Below are 16,613 nucleotides of genomic sequence, written 5' to 3'. Positions count from 1 at the left end.
TGATCCCATGACCCAGTCCGCCCCCTCCCTGCAGCAGGTACGCCAGGCCCTGGCCCGCGCCATCGGCCAGACCGCCTTCGTCTACGGCTATCCGCTGACCGAGACCTACCGCACCTGCGCGCTGCAGACCGCGCCGCAGGCCCAGCGCCGCACGGGCAGCTCCACCGGCTCGGACGTGCGCGCGCCGATGAACACGCTGCACCATGCGCCGCGGCCATCGACCCATGAGGACCGCGACGTGGTCACTCCGGCCAACGACCTGCTGTACTCCATGGCCTGGCTGAACCTGGAAGGCGGCCCCATGCTGCTCACCGTTCCCTCCTCGGCCAAGCATCCGGGGCGCTATTTCGTGCTGCCCCTGTACGACGCCTATACCGAGAATTTCGAGAACCTGGGCCCGCGCAACTGCGCGCCCGAAGGCGAGACCGTGGTGCTGGTCGGCCCCGGCGGCCAGGTGCCGGCATCGCTGGCCGGGCTGCGCGTGGTGCACTGCCCCACCCACCTCGTCTGGCTGATCGGCCGCATCCTCGCGGGCGATGAAAGCGACTGGCCCGCGGCCCGCGCGCTGCAGTCGGAAATCCGCCTGGAGCCCGCGCCCGGCACGGCGCCCGATGGGCGCCCCGCCGCCATCGCGCACTGGTGCGGCGAACCCGTGGACGCCATGGCCGCCGCCTTCGAGAACGGAGAGCCGGCCGCCCAGGTGGCGCCGCGCTTTTTCACCAATCTCTGCCAGGCACTGGCCGAGGCACCGGGCCGCGTCGAGGACCGCGGGCTGGTGGCCTGGCTGGGCCAGGCCGGCCTGGTGCCCGGCATGCCTTTTTCCTGGGAAGCGCTGGACGAGCCCACGCGCGCCGGCCTCGTCGAAGGCTTTGCCGACGGCGTGCAGACGGTGGCCGCCATGGGCAGCAACCGCCGCCCCAAACCCTGGACCATGACGGCCAGTACCGGCCGCTACGGCAGCCACTACCTGATCCGCGCGCGCACCGCCTACCTGGGCCTGGGCGCGCTGGCCACGACCGAGGCCATCTATGCTGCTTCGCACTACGATGCGGCCCTGGAGCCGCTCGACGGCCGGCAGCGCTACGTGATGCGCTTCGACGCCGGCGACCTGCCGCCGGCCGATGCCTTCTGGTCCGTCACACTCTACGACAGCGACCGCTTCCTCTACCCCAACGAGATCGGGCGCCATGCCATCGGCGACCGTACGCCGGGCCTGCGGTACGGCGCCGACGGCAGCCTGGAGATAACGATCGGCCACCAGCGCCCGGCCGACACCGCCAACTGGCTGCCCGCGCCCGCAGGGCGCTTCTACCTCATCCTGCGCATGTACTACCCGCGCGACGGCGTGCAAAGCTGGCGCATCCCGGCCCTGCAGGCGCAGGCGGTGCACGCATGACCGCCGTGGCTGCCACCGCCCCCGCCACAGGCGCCGGGCTGCAGGCCCTGGCCGAAGAGGCCGTGACCTGGGCCTATCCGCTCTACGAGATGCGCCGCATGCGCGCGGCCACCTCGCCCCGACGCACCGAGGCCGGCCAGGCTGCGCCCGAAGGCATGCGCTGGTGCAATCTGTTCACCCACGCGCGCCAGCTGCTGCGCGCCGGCACCAGCCGCGTGGTCACGCCCAACAACGACACGCTCTACACCAATGCCTGGCTGGACCTGGGCGCCGGGCCGCTGGTCATCGACGTGCCCGACACCGCCGGGCGCTACTACGTGCTGGGCCTGCTGGACTTCTACACCAACCCCTTCGCCCACATCGGCCCGCGCCTGACCGGCACGCAGGCCCGCTCCTTCCTGGTCACTGCGCCGGGCTGGACTGGCCCGCTGCCCGCGGGCTTCGAGGCGCCGGGCACGCATATCCAGGCACCCACGCGCTGGCTCTGGGTCATAGGCCGCATCCTGGTGGACGGTCCCCATGACCTCGCGGCCGTGCATGCGCTGCAGAACGGCTTCAGCGTGGCCCCGCTGGCCGACTGGCTGGCCGGCCAGGCGGGAGTCGCGCCCGCGCCCCAGGCCTTTGCACCGGATTGCGACCCGCAGGCCCCCGCCACGGCAGCCCACTTCGCCGCCCAGGTCAACGCCGCGCTGCGCGAGAACCCGCCGCCCGCGACGCAGCGCGAACTGGTGGAGCGCTTTGCGGCCGTGGGCCTGGGCAGTGGCTGCACCGCACTGGATGACGGGCAGGCGCGGGCGCTGCAGCAGGCGCTGGATGCGGTGCTGCCGCGGCTGCGCAACGCGCAGTCGGGCACGACCCAGCCCTCGGGCTGGGTGCTGCCGCCGCTGGTGCTGGACGGTTTTGGCAGCGACTATCTCACCCGGGCCCAGGTGGCGCTCAAGTACATCGGCATGCTGGACGGGCGCGAAGCCGTCTACCCCATGGCCTGGACCGATGCGCAAGGCCGGCCGCTGCACGGCGGCGCGCGCTACCGCCTGCGCTTTGCGCCCGAACAGCTGCCGCCCGTGCAGGCATTCTGGTCGGTCACGATGTACGACGCACGCAACTACATGCTGGTGGACAACCCCGTGGACCGCTATGCGATCGGCGACCGCACGCCGGGGCTGCACCGCGATGCCGACGGCGGCCTGACCCTGCACATCCAGCATGCGCGGCCCGAAGGCGAGGCCGCGCAGGCCAACTGGCTGCCCGCGCCGCAGGGCGATTTCTACCTGTGCCTGCGCGCCTATCTGCCGCGCCCCGAACTGCTGGACGGGCGCCATGCGCTGCCGCCGCTGCAGCGTCTGGACAACGACAAGGAGACATGAGATGAACGGCAAAGACGACGACAAGCCCTTTTTGCTCGTGGGCACGGGCAGCGAGACCGTGGCCCCGGGGCTGCACATACTGCGCGGCCAGGGCCAGTCCTTCGTGGCCGAGACCGATGCCGGCCTCGTGCTCATCGACGCCGGCCCCGGCGGCTCGGTGACCCAGGGCATGATCGAGAGCCTGCGCCAGCTCAGCGACGCCCCCGTGCATGCGCTGTGCTACAGCCACGGCCACATCGGCTACAACGCCGGTGTGCCGCAGTGGCTCGAGCATGCGCGCCAGCGCGGCGAGCCCGCGCCGCGCATCATCGCCCACCGCAACGTGCCGCGCCGCCATGCGCGCTACCGCGAAACCCAGGCGCTGCAGCACCGCATGGCCGAAGTGCAGTTCAACCGCTCGCCCGGCTTCTTCGAGCATCGGCTCACCATGCACGAGCCCACCGAGACCTTCGACGAGCGCCTGGTCATCGGCAGCGGCGAGCAGCGCATCGAGCTGCTCTGGGCCCCGTCGGAAACCGACGACGCCATCGCGCTGTGGAGCCCCGCGCAGCGCGTGCTCTACGGCGGCGCGGCGCTGCTGGACTCCATCCCCAACATCGGCACGCCGTTCCGCACCCTGCGCGACACCATGCGCTGGGCCGGCACGCTGGAGGCCCTGGCTGCGCTCGGGCCCCGCATCGCCGTGCGCGAATTCGGCCCCGTGATCGAAGGCGAGGACCAGGTGCGGCAGGTGCTGACGCATACGGCCCGCGCGCTGCGCTGGCTGCGCGCCGAAGTCGTGCGGCTGATGAACGAAGGCCTGAACGAGCAGCAGGTGCTGGCCCGCATGCACTATCCCGAGGAACTGTTCGGCGTGCCCTGGATGAAGCCCACCTATGGCGACCCCAGCTACATCGTGCGCGACATCTACCGCTCCGAAAACGGCTGGTGGGACCGCAACCCTTCCACGCTGCACCCCGAGCCGCCCGAAGCCGTGGGCGCTGCCGTGGCCCAGGCCATTGCCGACAAGCCCGCCGTCATCGCCAGTGCCCGGGCGCTGGCCGACGCCGGCCGCTGGCAACTGGCGCTGCACGTCATCGACCTGCTGGCCACGGCCCACGGCGATGCGCCCGAGATCGCCCAGGCGCGCGCGCTCAAGGCCGCCTGGCTGCGCGAGCGCGCCACGCAGGTTGCCAGCTACGTCTCGCGCAATCTCTACAAGGTCAGCGCCGACATGATCGAACAGGGCACGCAGGGCCGGTTCGGCATCCGCTAGCGGCGCGCCGCCGGAGCCGGCGGCCGCAATGAACAACGCCCCTGCTGCGGGGCAGCGAAAAGCGTGTGACGCCATTTCCCAGGAGAACATCCATGATCGAGCAACTGCACTGCCTGCGCCGGGCCCTGGCCCTGGCAGCCGCCCTGGCATCCGCCACCGGCCTTGCCCACGCGCAAACCACCGCCGACTATCCCAACCGGCCCGTGACGCTGGTCGTGCCCACGGCCGCCGCCGGCGGCACCGACACCATTGCGCGCCTGTTCGCCGACGCGCTGGGCAAGGCCATGAAGCAGCCCTTCGTCGTGGACAACCGGCCCGGCGCCAACGGCATCATCGGCGTCGAATACGTGGCCAAGGGACCGGCCGACGGCTACCGGCTGCTGTTCACCTATGCGGCCTCCATGGTGGTCAATCCCAGCCTCTACCGCAAGCTGCCCTATGACCCTCTCAGGGATTTCGCGCCCATCGCGCAGATCGGCCGCGGCGGCAACCTGCTGCTGGTCAGGAAAAACCTGCCGGTCAACACGCTGAAGGAATTCGTGGCCTATGCCAAGGCCCACCCCAACGAACTCAACTACTGCTCCTGGGGCCTGGGTTCGGGCGGCCACCTGACCATGGAGAGCCTCAAGAAGCAGGCCGGCATCAGCCTGACCCACATACCGTACAAGGGCTCCAGCCCCTGCGTGCAGGACATCATGGGCGGCCAGGTGGATGCGGGCTTCGGCGACACCGCCACCACCGTGGAACTCGTGAAGGCAGGCCGCGTGAAGGCGCTGGCGCACAGCAGCTCCGGGCGCCTGCCGTCCCTGCCCGACGTGCCCTCCATGACCGAGGCCGGCTACCCGTTCAAGAACTACTCGTGGTACGGCATCTTCGCGCCCGCCAAGACGCCGCCGGCCATCATTGCGCGGCTCAACGAACAGGTGCTGCGCGCGCTCCAGGAGCCGGCGCTGGCGCAGCGCATGCGCGAACTCAACTTTCCCGACCTGCCGCTGACCACGCCGCAGCAGTTCACGCAAACCATGCGCCAGGACCTGGAAGACTGGAGCCGGCTCGTCAAGGACACGGGCGTGCAGCTGGACTGAATGCCGGAAGCTCCTGAAAGAAGAGCAGCTTGCGCCATACACACAAGGACTTCAATATAGAAAAGTTCCGGATCCTTTGACAGACAGGCGCTGGCAGCTCTTCTTTTCAATGTGCCAGCCCATAAAAAGGCGCTCCCGGGAGCGCCTTTTTTGCGGGTGCCGGCAGCATCAATGCTGCAGGATCTTGTTGAGGAATTCCTTGGTGCGCGGCTGGCGGTTCTCGGGATGGCCGAAGAACTCGTCCTTGGTGCAGTCCTCGAGGATCTTGCCGCCCACGTCCATGAAGATCACGCGGCTGGCCACCTTGCGCGCAAAGCCCATTTCGTGGGTCACGCACATCATGGTCATGCCTTCGTTGGCCAGGCCGATCATCACGTCCAGCACTTCGCCCACCATCTCGGGGTCCAGCGCCGAGGTCGGCTCGTCGAACAGCATCACGATGGGGTCCATGGACAGCGCGCGCGCAATGGCCACGCGCTGCTGCTGGCCGCCCGAGAGCTGGCCCGGGAACTTGTCCTTGTGCGCGGTCAGGCCCACGCGGTCGAGCATCTTCAGGCCGCGCTTCTTGGCGTCGTCCGCGTTGCGGCCCAGCACCTTCATCTGCGCGATCGTCAGGTTCTCCGTCACCGACAGGTGGGGGAACAGCTCGAAATGCTGGAACACCATGCCCACGCGGCTGCGCAGCTTGGGCAGGTTGGTCTTGGGATCGTGCACGGCCACGCCGTCGACGAAGATCTCGCCCTTCTGGAAAGGCTCCAGCGCGTTGATCGTCTTGATCAGCGTGGACTTGCCCGAGCCCGAAGGGCCGCAGACCACGACCACCTCACCCTTGTTGATGTTGGTGGAGCAATCGGTCAGCACCTGGAAGCTGCCGTACCACTTGGAAACGTTCTTGAGTTCAATCATTGCAATTCCTCAAACGGAAGCAGGCTTAACGGATGATGGCGATCTTCTTGTGCAGGCGCTTGACGAACCACGACAGCGCATAGCAGATCACGAAGTAGGTCACGGCGGCCGTGAGGTAGGACTCCACGGGACGGCCGTAGTTCTTGCCGGCGATGTCGAAGCCCTTGAGCATGTCGTAGGCGCCGATGGCGTAGACCAGCGAGGTGTCCTGGAACAGGATGATGGTCTGTGTCAGCAGCACGGGCAGCATGTTGCGGAAGGCCTGAGGCAGCACCACCAGACGCATGTTCTGGCCGTAGGTCATGCCCAGCGCCTGGCCCGCGAAAACCTGGCCGCGCGGAATCGACTGGATGCCCGCGCGCATGATCTCGGAGAAGTAGGCCGCCTCGAACGCCACGAAGGTGACGATGGCCGAAGTCTCCGCGCCGATGGGCTCGCCGATGATCATCGGCACCAGCAGGAAGAACCACAGGATCACCATCACCAGCGGAATCGAACGCATGCCGTTGACATAGATGGTGGCCGGCAGGTCCAGCCACTTCTTGCCCGACAGGCGCATCAGCGCCAGCAGCGTGCCGAAGAAGATGCCGCCCAGCGTGGCGATCACGGTCAGCAGAACGCTGTACTTGAAGCCCTTCCAGACATAGTTGCTGAACAGGTCCCAGGAAAAGAATGACCAATCGAGATGCAGATCCATTTTCAGTGACCTCCACCGCTGGCTGCGATCAGACCGGGAACCCGCGAGCGCTTTTCAATGAACGCCATGATGCGGTTGATGACAAGGGCAGAAATCACATAGAGGGCCGTCACGGCGAGATAGACCTCGACGCCTCGCGCGGTTTCCTCCTGTGCCTGCATGGCAAACATGGTGAGTTCGGCCACCGAGACGGCGAACGCCACCGACGAATTCTTGAACACGTTCATCGACTCGCTGGTCAGCGGCGGGATGATGATGCGAAACGCCATGGGCAGCAGCACATAGCGGTAGGTCTGGAACGTGGTGAAGCCCATGGCCATGCCCGCATAGCGCTGGCCGCGCGGCAGGGCCTGGATGCCCGAGCGCACCTGCTCGGCGATACGCGCCGAGGTGAACAGCCCGATGGCGAAGACCACAAGCACAAAGGCATCGAGCTTCTTGAGCGCCGGGAAGATCGACGGGATCACGTGGTACCAGACGAAGATCTGCACCAGCAGCGGAATATTGCGGAACAGTTCGACCCAGGCATTGCCCAGCCGCACGATCCATGGACGGTCCGGCAACGTGCGCAGCGTGCCGACGATGGCGCCCAGCACAAGCGCCACCAGCAATGACAACAGCGATACGGAGACCGTCCACCCCCAGGCGGACAGCATCCAGTCCAGGTAGGTGGTGTCGCCGTTCTTTCCAAAACAGCTTTGCCCGACCTCTTGGGTAATGGTGTCCTGGCAAAACACCTGCCAATCCCAACTCATACGAGCACCTCATTCATCTTTACGGGAGATGCACGGGCGCCGGAGCTGTCCGGCACCCTGCAACAAAAACGCCCCTTCAACAACGGCCGAAGGGGCGCGACCTATTGCCAGGACCTATCAGTCCACCTTGTACTCTTCCATGGGCTTGTCGTTGGGATGCGCCCAGGCTTCCTTGGTGGCGGCCGACAGAGGCAGGCCGATCTTCACGTTGTTCGGAGGAATCGGCTGCATGAACCACTTGTCGTACAGCTTGGCCAGCGAGCCGTCCTTGATCTGGCGCACGATGGAGTCGTCCACGGCCTTCTTGAAGGCGGGGTCATCCTTGCGCATCATGCAGGCGATGGGCTCCACCGACAGCACTTCACCCACGATCTTGTAATCGCTGGGGTTCTTGGACTTGGAGATGTTGGCGGCCAGGATGGAGCCGTCCATGATGAAGGCGTCGGCACGGCCGGTTTCCAGCATCAGGAAGCTGTCGGCGTGGTCCTTGCCCATGACTTCCTTGAAGGTCAGGCCGTCGGCGCGCTTGTTCTTGCGCAGGGTCTGCACGGAGGTCGTGCCCGTGGTGGTCACCAGCGTCTTGCCGTTGAGGTCCTTGATGCTGTTGATGCCGGAATTGGCACGGGTGGCGATGCGCACTTCCTCCACGTAGGTGGTGTAGGCGAAGGCGGCATCCTTCTGGCGGGACAGGTTGTTGGTGGTGGAGCCGCACTCGATGTCCACGGTACCGTTCTGCACCAGGGGAATGCGGTTCTGCGAGGTCACAGGCTGGTACTTGATTTCCAGCTTGGCCAGGCCCAGCTGCTTCTGGATGTCATGCAGGATGCGCTCGCCCATCTCGGTATGGAAGCCCACGTACTTGCCGTTGCCCAGCGTATAGCCAAGGCCCGAGGATTCGCGCACACCGAAAGTCACGCTGCCGGTGGACTTGATCTTGGCCAGTGTGTCATTGGCCTGGGCAAACACGCTGCCGGCTGCCAGAGCCGTCACGGCGATGGCCAACAAATGCTTCTTCATACGGATCTCCTGATGGTAAGGATGTAAAACGTTCTGTTATTCGACAACGGACTGCCTTGTGGGCGAACGTCACCGTGGCGAATGAACTGCTGACATTGTGCAGTCTTGCAGGCGACAGCACCGCAATCGCGCCTAGGATTTCCCCTAGGTCTCCCCCTCGATGCGAACACCTGTTATGCCGTCTGCACCGACCCTGTCAACCACAGATTCTGCTATCAATTCTGCTAGCGAGGTGCGAACTCTAATGCTTTCACCGGTGAAATAGCCAATGCCGATGATAAAAGGCCTTATGCACAACTTGCATATTAAGTATTAACCCTAGGCATAACATCGCAACAAATTCCCGTCCGTTCCATCGAGGGAGCCCACAAACAAACAGGGGCCCTCGGGCCCCTGCTTGTGGTTGGCGATGCATGCACCCGGTCAGGCGGCCTTGGAGTCGCCCGTCGCGCTGGCCCCCTGCTCCTTGAGGAAGTTCCACAGCGCCGCAGCACCGCCCTGCGGTGCATCGCCCGTGGGCTTTTCGCGATAGGCACGCACTTCCATGTCCATCTTGAAGCCCGTCATGCCCTCGGGCACGGCGCTCACGAGGCGGCCGCTTTCCAGCTCGCCGCGCACGGCGCTGTAGGGCAGAAAGGCCACGCCATGGCCTTCGAGCACCATGGCCTTCAGGCCTTCGGCCATGTCGGTCTCGTACACGCGCTCCAGATGCACGGCCTCCGCAGCTTCCTTGAGGATGAGCTCGGTCACGCGGCCCAGATAGGCGCCCGCCGCATAGCCCAGATAGGGCAGGGGCTGGCCCTGGCGGCCCGGCAGCTTGTAGATGGGCTGGCCGTCGGCATCGGGCTTGGAATACGGCGCCAGCACCTCCAGCCCCAGGCTCACCATTTCATAGCGTGCAGGGTCCAGCTGGAAAGGCTGAGACGGATGGTAATAGGCAATCAGCAGGTCGCAGCCGCCTTCGACCAGGCGCATCACCGCGTCATGCACGTTGAGCGCGAACAGGCGGCTGCGGAACGAGCCGAACTTTTCGTGCACGGCCGACACCCAGGTGGGGAAGAACGTGAAGGCCAGCGTGTGCGGCACCGCGAAGCCCACCATGCCCTTGCCCGCGCTGACATGGGCGCGCAGCATGCTGCGCGTGCTCTGCAGCGACTGCAGCATCTCCAGCGCCTGTTCGTACATGGTCTTGCCCGCGGGCGTCAGGCGCGTGGGGTAAGAGCTTCTGTCGACCAGGTCCGTGCCGGCCCAGGCCTCCAGCGCCTGGATGCGGCGCGAAAACGCAGGCTGCGTCACATGGCGCAACTGGGCCGAGCGGCTGAAACTGCGCGTTTCGGCCAGGCTGACGAAATCTTCAAGCCATTTGGTTTCCATGGCCGCCATTATCCGCCCAGCTTCGGCCGCCGGCGGAGCCGGCCCGGGTTCGGGCGCGCTATTTCGGTCCGCCGCCTGTCTTGTTTCCTTTGCTGCGCACGCCCGCGCCGCGGCAGCTAAGGGAAATGCCTGCGCCATACCCGCAGACGCTGCACTTGGATACCTTGATAATATTTATGTACATCTACCCGATGTTTCTCCACTCCACACCTCACGGTGCACAACGCCGCGGCGGTAGAGGGACTGCATTTGCCCATGTGTGTTTTTCTGACTTCCCGCGTCCATGTCCTCCACTCCACCCGAGACCGACGGTGCTGCCGACCCAGGCACGCACCCGGATGAGCCCCGCTCGCTGCGCATCGAAGACTGGCTCACGGTGATCATCATGGCCGCCCTGGCCCTGATCACCTTTGCCAACGTGCTGGTGCGCTACTTCACCAATTCCTCGTTTGCCTGGACCGAAGAGATTTCGGTCTTCCTGATGATTCTGCTGGCCCTGGTGGCCGGCTCGGCCGCGGTCGCGCGCGACCAGCACATCCGCATCGAATTCTTTTCCGACAGCGGCCCGGCCGCGCGCCGCCAGGCGCTGGCGCGCTTCGGCTCGCTGATGGTGGCGCTGCTGTTCGCGCTGATCGCCGTGCTCAGCGTGCGCGTGGTCTGGGACGATTTCCGCTTCGAGGAAACCTCGCCCGGCATCGGCGTGCCGCAGTGGTGGTATTCGGTCTGGCTGCCCGTGGTCTCGGCGCTGATCACGGCGCGCGCCATCGGCCTGTTCATCCGCCAGGGCCGGCCCGGCGCCTTCCCCGAAACGCCCGTGGAAAAAGACCACAGCAAGGAGATCGCATGATTGCCACCTTGCTGTTCGTCGCCTTCCTGGGCCTGATGTTCGTGGGCGTGCCCATCGGCGCGGCCCTGGGCCTGGCCGGCGCCGCCGCGATTGCGCTGGCCAATGCCGATGCCCAGTGGTTCGGCCTGCTGGCCGTGCCGCAGAACTTCTATGCCGGCCTGGGCAAGTACCCGCTGCTGGCCATTCCCATGTTCGTGCTCGTGGGCTCCATCTTCGACCGCTCGGGCGTGGCGCTGCGCCTGGTGAACTTTGCCGTGGCCATCGTGGGCCGCGGCCCCGGCATGCTGCCGCTGGTGGCGATTGCCGTGGCCATGTTCCTGGGCGGCATCTCGGGCTCGGGCCCGGCCAATGCGGCGGCCGTGGGCGGCGTGATGATCGCGGCCATGAGCCGCGCGGGCTACCCGAAGAGCTTCTCGGCCAGCGTGGTGGGCGCGGCCGCGGCCACCGACATCCTGATTCCGCCTTCCGTGGCCTTCATCATCTATTCGGTGCTGGTGCCAGGCGCCTCGGTGCCCGCGCTGTTCGCGGCCGGCATGGTGCCCGGCGTGCTGGCCGGCATCGCGCTCATCGTGCCCGCCGTATGGATGGCCCGCAAGCACAGGATGGGTGCGCTCGAAGCCTCGCTGCCGCGCCCGCCGTTCTGGAAGAGCTTCAAGGAAGCCGCCTGGGGCCTGGCCGCGCCGGTGCTGATCCTGGGCGGCATGCGCATGGGCTGGTTCACGCCCACCGAGGCTGCCGTGGTCGCCGTGTTCTACGGCCTGTTCGTGGGCATGTGCATCCACCGCACGATCAGGGTGAGCGACCTGTTCACCATCCTGCGCGAAGCGGGCGAGCTGTCGGCCGTGATCCTGCTGGTGGTGTCGCTGGCCGGCATCTTCGCCTTCTCGCTTTCCACTCTGGGCGTGATCGATCCGGTGGCCAACGCCATCGTCAACTCGGGCCTGGGCGAATGGGGCGTGATGGCGCTGCTGATCCTGCTGCTGATCACCGTGGGCATGTTCCTGGACGGCATCTCCATCTTCCTGATCTTCGTGCCGCTGCTGCTGCCCATCATGAACCACTACCACTGGGATCCCGTGTGGTTCGGCGTCATCCTCACGCTCAAGGTGGCGCTGGGCCAGTTCACGCCGCCGCTGGCCGTGAACCTGATGGTCAGCTGCCGCATCGCGGGCGTGCGCATGGAATCCACCGTGCGCTGGGTCGGCTGGATGCTGCTGGCCATGTTCCTGGTCATGATCGCCGTGATCGCCTTCCCGCAGCTGGCGCTGTGGCTTCCGGCGAAACTTGGCTATTAACCCCCGGAGCGGCTTTGCCGCTTCCCCCTTCTCCCGCTTCGCAGGAAAAGGGACGACACCCGCGCGGCGGGGCGGCGCGGCCGGCCCAGGCCCTTGCGCGGTGTCCCCGGCTTGGGCTCCGCCCGCCACCGGGCTGCGCATCCGATCATTTTTTAACTGGAGACACAACCAATGAAACTGCGTACCTTCCTCACCACCGCCGTAGCCGCTGCTGCAGCCCTGGCCTTCTCCGCGCCTTCGGCCATGGCCGACACCAAGTACAAGAGCGAATACCGCATGTCCCTGGTGCTGGGCACGGCCTTTCCCTGGGGCAAGGGCGGCGAGCTGTGGGCCGACAAGGTGCGCGAGCGCACCCAGGGCCGCATCAACATCAAGCTCTACCCCGGCACCTCCCTCGTGCAGGGCGACCAGACGCGCGAGTTCTCCGCGCTGCGCCAGGGCGTGATCGACATGGCCGTGGGCTCGACCATCAACTGGTCGCCCCAGGTCAAGTCGCTGAACCTGTTCTCCATGCCCTTCCTGTTTCCCGACTTCAAGGCCGTGGACGCGGTGACGCAGGGCGAAGTCGGCCAGGAAATCTTCAAGACCCTGGAAAAAGGCGGCGTGGTGCCGCTGGCCTGGGGCGAAAACGGCTACCGCGAAATCTCCAACTCCAAGCATCCCATCAAGACGCCCGCCGACCTCAAGGGCATGAAGATCCGCGTCGTGGGCTCGCCCCTGTTCCTGGACACCTTCACGGCCCTGGGCGCCAACCCCACGCAGATGAGCTGGGCCGACGCCCAGCCCGCCATGGCCAGCGGCGCCGTGGACGGCCAGGAAAACCCCGTCTCGGTCTACATGGCGGCCAAGCTGCAGTCCGTGGGTCAGAAGTACATGACCATGTGGGGCTACATGAACGATCCGCTGATCTTCGTGGTCAACAAGGACATCTGGAACAGCTGGACCAAGGAAGACCAGGCCATCGTGCGCCAGGCCGCGCTCGATGCCGCCAAGGAAGAGATCGCCATCGCGCGCAAGGGCCTGGTCGAGGCCGACAAGCCCCTGCTCAAGGACCTGGCCGCCCTGGGCGTGACCGTGACTACGCCCAATGCCGCCGAGCGCGAAGCCTTCGTCAAGGCCACCCGCCCGGTCTACGACAAGTGGAAGAGCCAGATCGGCGCGCCCCTGGTGGACAAGGCTGAAAAAGCCATCGCCGCGAGTCAGAAGTAAGCTCCCCCTGAGTCGCTTCGCGCCTTCCCCCTCTCTCTTTGGGAGGGGGACGACAACCTCGCTGCGGGGCGGCCCTTGCTCGGCGTCCCTGGCTTGGGCCGCGCCCAGTTCATGGGCTACGGACGATGTGGACAGCAACATGAAAAATCCCCGCCGGAATTTTCCGTGCGGGGATTTTTTGCTCCTTTAAAAGAAGCCTCTATCGCCAATCATTCATAGATTTCAGGCATTTTCATGCTTGAAATCATGGCGTTCCATGCGCAGGCAGCTTCTGTATCCATAGCAATCTCAGACCGGCGAAACCAGCGGCTTGCCATCCAGATGGTTGCGCATGTTGGCGATGAAGCGATCCACCGAGTTCTGCACGGCCTCGGGCGACCAGCCTCCCACATGGGGCGTGAGCACCACGGCGTCCAGCTCCAGCAGTTCGGCCGGCGGCGCGGGCTCGCTCTCGTAAACGTCCAGGCCTGCGCCGGCCACGCGACCTGCGCGCACGGCAGCGGCCAGCGCAGCCGTATCGACCACCGAACCCCGTGCGATGTTGACGAGAAAGCCCTTTTCGCCCAGCGCGTCGAGCACCTCGGCATTGACCAGATGGCGCGTGCCGGCGCCGCCGGGCGTGGCCACGAGCAGCACGTCGGCCCAGGCGGCCAGGGACAGCACGTCGCCGAAATAGCGATAGCCGGCGCCTTCGCGCGACTTGCGGTTGTGGTAGCCGATCTCCATGTCGAAGGCCGCGGCCCGCCTGGCGATCTTGGCCCCGATGGCGCCCAGGCCGATGATGCCCAGGCGCTTGCCCGAGACATTGGGCGGCAGCGGCAGCGCCGAGCGCCAGACACCGGCGCGCGTGGCCTTGTCCAGACGCACCAGCCCGCGCACGGCGGCGATCATCAGGCCCATGGCATGGTCGGCCACGCATTCGTCGTTGGTGCCCGCGCCGTTGCCCACGGCAATGCCATGTGCTTTCGCATAGGCTACATCGATATTCTCATAGCCCGCACCCATGGCGCAGACCAGGCGCAGCGCCGGCATGCGCCGCATCTGCGCGGCCGACAGGCCGGTGGCGCCGATGGTGCATACGCTCTGCACGCGCGCGCCGTGGGCGGCGATGGCCGCTTCCGCCTGGCCGGCCTCGGGCGCGTAGACCACTTCGAAATCGGGAAAGCTTTGCGCCATCTGTTCGAGATGGGCGGGCAGCTGGAGGTTCAGGACTAGCAGGACTGGCTTCATGGCAGGCAGGGCGCGCTGTCGCGGGGCAGCGCATTCATGGCAAAGGCCTCATTCTGGACAGGCGGCGCCGGCCCTGCGCGCGCATGGTCAAAACCCGGCCTGCGGGCTTCAGAGGTCCAGCACCAGGCGCGCGGATTTGGCGCGCGAGCAGCAGGGCAGGAACTGGTCGCCCGCCGCCTGCTCGTCCTCGGTCAGGTACATGTCGCGGTGGTCGGGCCGGCCCGAGATCACCCGCGTGAGGCAGGTGCCGCACACGCCCTGCTCGCACGAGGTCTGCACGCACACGCCAATGGCTTGCAGCGCCTTCACCACGGTCTGGTCGGGCATCACGCGCACGACCTGGCCGGTGCTGGCCACTTCCACCTCGAAGCTCTCGTCGTCGGCGCGGTGCTCCACCTCGCCCGCGAAGAACTCGTAGTGCAGCTGCTCCGGCGGCCAGCCTGCGACCCTGGCGGTCTCCAGCACCGCGTCCATGAAGCCCTTGGGCCCGCAGACATACAGATGCACGCCGGGCTGCATCGGCTGCAGCAGCGCGGCCAGGTCCAGCGCGGGCCGCCCGTCCGCCTGGTCCACATGCAGGCGGGCTCTTTCGGACCAGGGCGCGGCCTCGATGGCATCGGCAAAGGCCATGCGCTCGCGCGCCCGGGCGCAGTAGTGCAGCTCGAAGTCGGCGCCCTCGCGCGCCAGCTGGCGCGCCATGGACAGTATGGGCGTGATGCCTATGCCGCCGGCCAGCAGCAGATGCCTTTGCGCCTGCGCGTGCAGCGCGAAGTGGTTGCGCGGCGCGCTGATGGAAAGATTTTGCCCCTGCTGCAGCTGCTCGTGCACGGCGGCCGAGCCGCCGCGCGAGGCGCTCTCGCGCAGCACGGCGATCACGTAGCGGTCGGGCTCGGCGCAATCGTTGCTCAGTGAATACTGGCGCACCAGCCCGCCCGGCAGGTGCACATCGATGTGCGAGCCCGCGCTGAAGGCGGGCAGGCTCTGGCCCGGCAGCGCCTGCAGCTCCAGGCTGCAGATGCCCTGGGCCTCGCCCTGCTTGCGCGCGATGCGCACATCGAAGGTGGTCTCGTGGTTCATTCGGATGCTCTCTGTTGTCTGTTTCAGGCTTCGCAGGCCTCGCGGGCCCGGGCGCTGGCCGCGCGCAGGCGCTCGATGACGCGCCGCGCGCGGTTGGGGCCGACGTCCACGTGGATGTCGACCACCGGACGCGCGCCGAAGCGCTGCTGGTTGCGGAACTGGGCCTCGATCACCACCTTGTCTTCCTCGAAGGTGGCCGCCGTCTGGTCGATGACCAGCTGCGTCGGGTCCTCCATTCCGGGATGGGGGTTGGTGGCAATGGTCCAGAAGTAATGTGCCGAGGTCTCGGTCTCGGGCGTCACGCCGTGGAAGCCCCGCATGTGAAAGCCCTCGCGCTGCGGGTTGTCCAGGCGGTCCGTGCCTGCGTCCATGGCGCCCGTCCAGATGCGCACGTGCGAGGGGTGGAACTCCACCTCCTGCCAGCGGTCGATGCGGCCCTTGAACGGCCAGGCCGCGGCATAGGTCGGCGGAGGATCGGAGTCGGGCATGTGGCGCACCACCGTGACCACGTCGCCCTGCTGCGTGACCCGGAGCTCCGCGTTCATGTGGATGCGCGCGTTGCCGCCTATGGTCTTGAGGTGGACATAGCCCAGGTGGCTCAGGTCCAGCAGGTTGTCGTGGATCAGCTGGTAGGGCGCGTCGTAGTGGTAGACGCCGCCGCCGAAGCGGTAGCGCTCGTCGCTGTGCACCGCATAGGCGGGCGGCTCGCCGGCCGGCTTGGAATCGGGCGTGGCGCCCATCCAGATCCAGAGGATCTGGTCGCGCTCGCGCAGCGCGAAGGACTTCACGCAGGCCTTGGCCGGAATGCGCTCCTGGCCCGGAATCTCCAGGCAGCGCCCGCCGTGGTCGAACAGCAGGCCGTGGTAGCCGCAGCGCAGGCCGCGCGCCTCCACGGCGCCGCAGGACAGCGGCAGCTCGCGGTGGCAGCAGCGGTCCTCCAGCGCCGCCACGCGGCCGTCGGCGGTGCGGAACATGACCACGGGATGGCCCAGCAGCGTGCGCGCCACGGGCACGTCCTGCAGCTCCCAGGCAAAGCCGGCCACATACCACTGGTCCAGCGGAAAGGCCGGCGCGCCGGAATGAATGGTTTGCGTCATCGCTTG

The 16,613-nt window shown here is 66.8% G+C and carries 15 protein-coding genes; 7 read left to right on the top strand and 8 right to left on the bottom strand.

Translation table 11 applies throughout. From position 1 onward, the window contains the following. Nucleotides 1–7: 7 nt before the first annotated feature. From Cte04_RS10165 to Cte04_RS10150, 4 genes are all read left to right on the top strand, one after another. Nucleotides 8–1,396 (top strand): DUF1254 domain-containing protein, encoded by a 1,389-nt coding sequence (locus Cte04_RS10165; protein ID WP_066476074.1) that lies wholly within the window; start codon nt 8–10, stop codon nt 1,394–1,396. Then, entirely contained in the window at nt 1,393–2,763 is a 1,371-nt protein-coding gene (locus Cte04_RS10160) for a DUF1254 domain-containing protein (protein WP_066476072.1), read from the top strand. The genes Cte04_RS10165 and Cte04_RS10160 overlap by 4 nt, the downstream gene beginning before the upstream one ends. 1 nt (nt 2,764) lies before the next feature. Beyond that, the gene (locus Cte04_RS10155) at nt 2,765–4,018 is read left to right on the top strand and encodes an alkyl sulfatase dimerization domain-containing protein (RefSeq protein WP_066476070.1); all 1,254 of its coding nucleotides are present in this window, start codon (nt 2,765–2,767) and stop codon (nt 4,016–4,018) included. A gap of 92 nt (nt 4,019–4,110) precedes the next feature. Then, the gene (locus Cte04_RS10150) at nt 4,111–5,103 is read left to right on the top strand and encodes a Bug family tripartite tricarboxylate transporter substrate binding protein (RefSeq protein ID WP_066476068.1); all 993 of its coding nucleotides are present in this window, start codon (nt 4,111–4,113) and stop codon (nt 5,101–5,103) included. 168 nt (nt 5,104–5,271) lie between these two features. Here Cte04_RS10150 and Cte04_RS10145 read toward each other — a convergent pair whose 3' ends face one another. The 5 genes from Cte04_RS10145 to Cte04_RS10125 form a co-directional block, all read right to left on the bottom strand. Next, nucleotides 5,272–6,009, bottom strand: coding sequence for an amino acid ABC transporter ATP-binding protein (locus Cte04_RS10145; RefSeq protein WP_066476066.1), 738 nt, complete (start codon nt 6,007–6,009; stop codon nt 5,272–5,274). A gap of 25 nt (nt 6,010–6,034) precedes the next feature. After that, nucleotides 6,035–6,706 carry an amino acid ABC transporter permease gene (locus tag Cte04_RS10140; protein ID WP_066476064.1) on the bottom strand — a complete coding sequence of 224 codons (672 nt, stop codon included), beginning with the start codon at nt 6,704–6,706 and terminating at the stop codon, nt 6,035–6,037. A gap of 2 nt (nt 6,707–6,708) precedes the next feature. Beyond that, nucleotides 6,709–7,461 carry an amino acid ABC transporter permease gene (locus tag Cte04_RS10135; protein ID WP_066476062.1) on the bottom strand — a complete coding sequence of 251 codons (753 nt, stop codon included), beginning with the start codon at nt 7,459–7,461 and terminating at the stop codon, nt 6,709–6,711. A gap of 117 nt (nt 7,462–7,578) precedes the next feature. Then, entirely contained in the window at nt 7,579–8,478 is a 900-nt protein-coding gene (locus tag Cte04_RS10130; RefSeq protein ID WP_066476060.1) for a transporter substrate-binding domain-containing protein, read from the bottom strand. A gap of 423 nt (nt 8,479–8,901) precedes the next feature. Further along, nucleotides 8,902–9,852, bottom strand: a complete 951-nt coding sequence (locus Cte04_RS10125; RefSeq protein ID WP_174522909.1) for a LysR substrate-binding domain-containing protein — start codon at nt 9,850–9,852, stop codon at nt 8,902–8,904. A gap of 283 nt (nt 9,853–10,135) precedes the next feature. Here Cte04_RS10125 and Cte04_RS10120 point away from each other — a divergent pair, with 283 nt between their 5' ends. From Cte04_RS10120 to Cte04_RS10110, 3 genes are all read left to right on the top strand, one after another. Next, nucleotides 10,136–10,699: a TRAP transporter small permease gene (locus Cte04_RS10120; protein WP_066476056.1), complete on the top strand. Its 564-nt coding sequence runs from the start codon at nt 10,136–10,138 to the stop codon at nt 10,697–10,699. After that, on the top strand, nt 10,696–11,994 hold the full coding sequence (locus Cte04_RS10115) for a TRAP transporter large permease (protein WP_066476054.1): 1,299 nt from the start codon (nt 10,696–10,698) through the stop codon (nt 11,992–11,994). Before Cte04_RS10120 ends, Cte04_RS10115 begins: the two co-directional genes overlap by 4 nt. Nucleotides 11,995–12,165: 171 nt before the next feature. Further along, nucleotides 12,166–13,203, top strand: a complete 1,038-nt coding sequence (locus Cte04_RS10110; RefSeq protein WP_066476053.1) for a DctP family TRAP transporter solute-binding subunit — start codon at nt 12,166–12,168, stop codon at nt 13,201–13,203. A gap of 288 nt (nt 13,204–13,491) precedes the next feature. Here the strand turns inward: Cte04_RS10110 and Cte04_RS10105 are convergent, their stop codons facing one another. The 3 genes from Cte04_RS10105 to Cte04_RS10095 all read right to left on the bottom strand — a co-directional run bounded on the left by Cte04_RS10105 (nt 13,492) and on the right by Cte04_RS10095 (nt 16,607). Next, nucleotides 13,492–14,433 carry a 2-hydroxyacid dehydrogenase gene (locus Cte04_RS10105; protein WP_066476052.1) on the bottom strand — a complete coding sequence of 314 codons (942 nt, stop codon included), beginning with the start codon at nt 14,431–14,433 and terminating at the stop codon, nt 13,492–13,494. A 108-nt stretch (nt 14,434–14,541) separates the two neighbouring features. Continuing rightward, complete coding sequence (locus tag Cte04_RS10100) at nt 14,542–15,510, bottom strand: PDR/VanB family oxidoreductase (protein WP_066476051.1); 969 nt, start codon at nt 15,508–15,510, stop codon at nt 14,542–14,544. Between the two features lie 23 nt (nt 15,511–15,533). After that, nucleotides 15,534–16,607, bottom strand: a complete 1,074-nt coding sequence (locus Cte04_RS10095) for a Rieske 2Fe-2S domain-containing protein (protein ID WP_066476048.1) — start codon at nt 16,605–16,607, stop codon at nt 15,534–15,536. Nucleotides 16,608–16,613 lie beyond the last annotated feature (6 nt).

The sequence above is a fragment of the Comamonas terrae genome (assembly GCF_001544075.1).
In the GTDB taxonomy this organism is placed as follows: Bacteria; Pseudomonadota; Gammaproteobacteria; order Burkholderiales; family Burkholderiaceae_C; genus Comamonas; species Comamonas terrae.
Note: the sequence above shows the minus strand (reverse complement) of the source record. Positions and strands in the feature narration are given on the sequence as shown.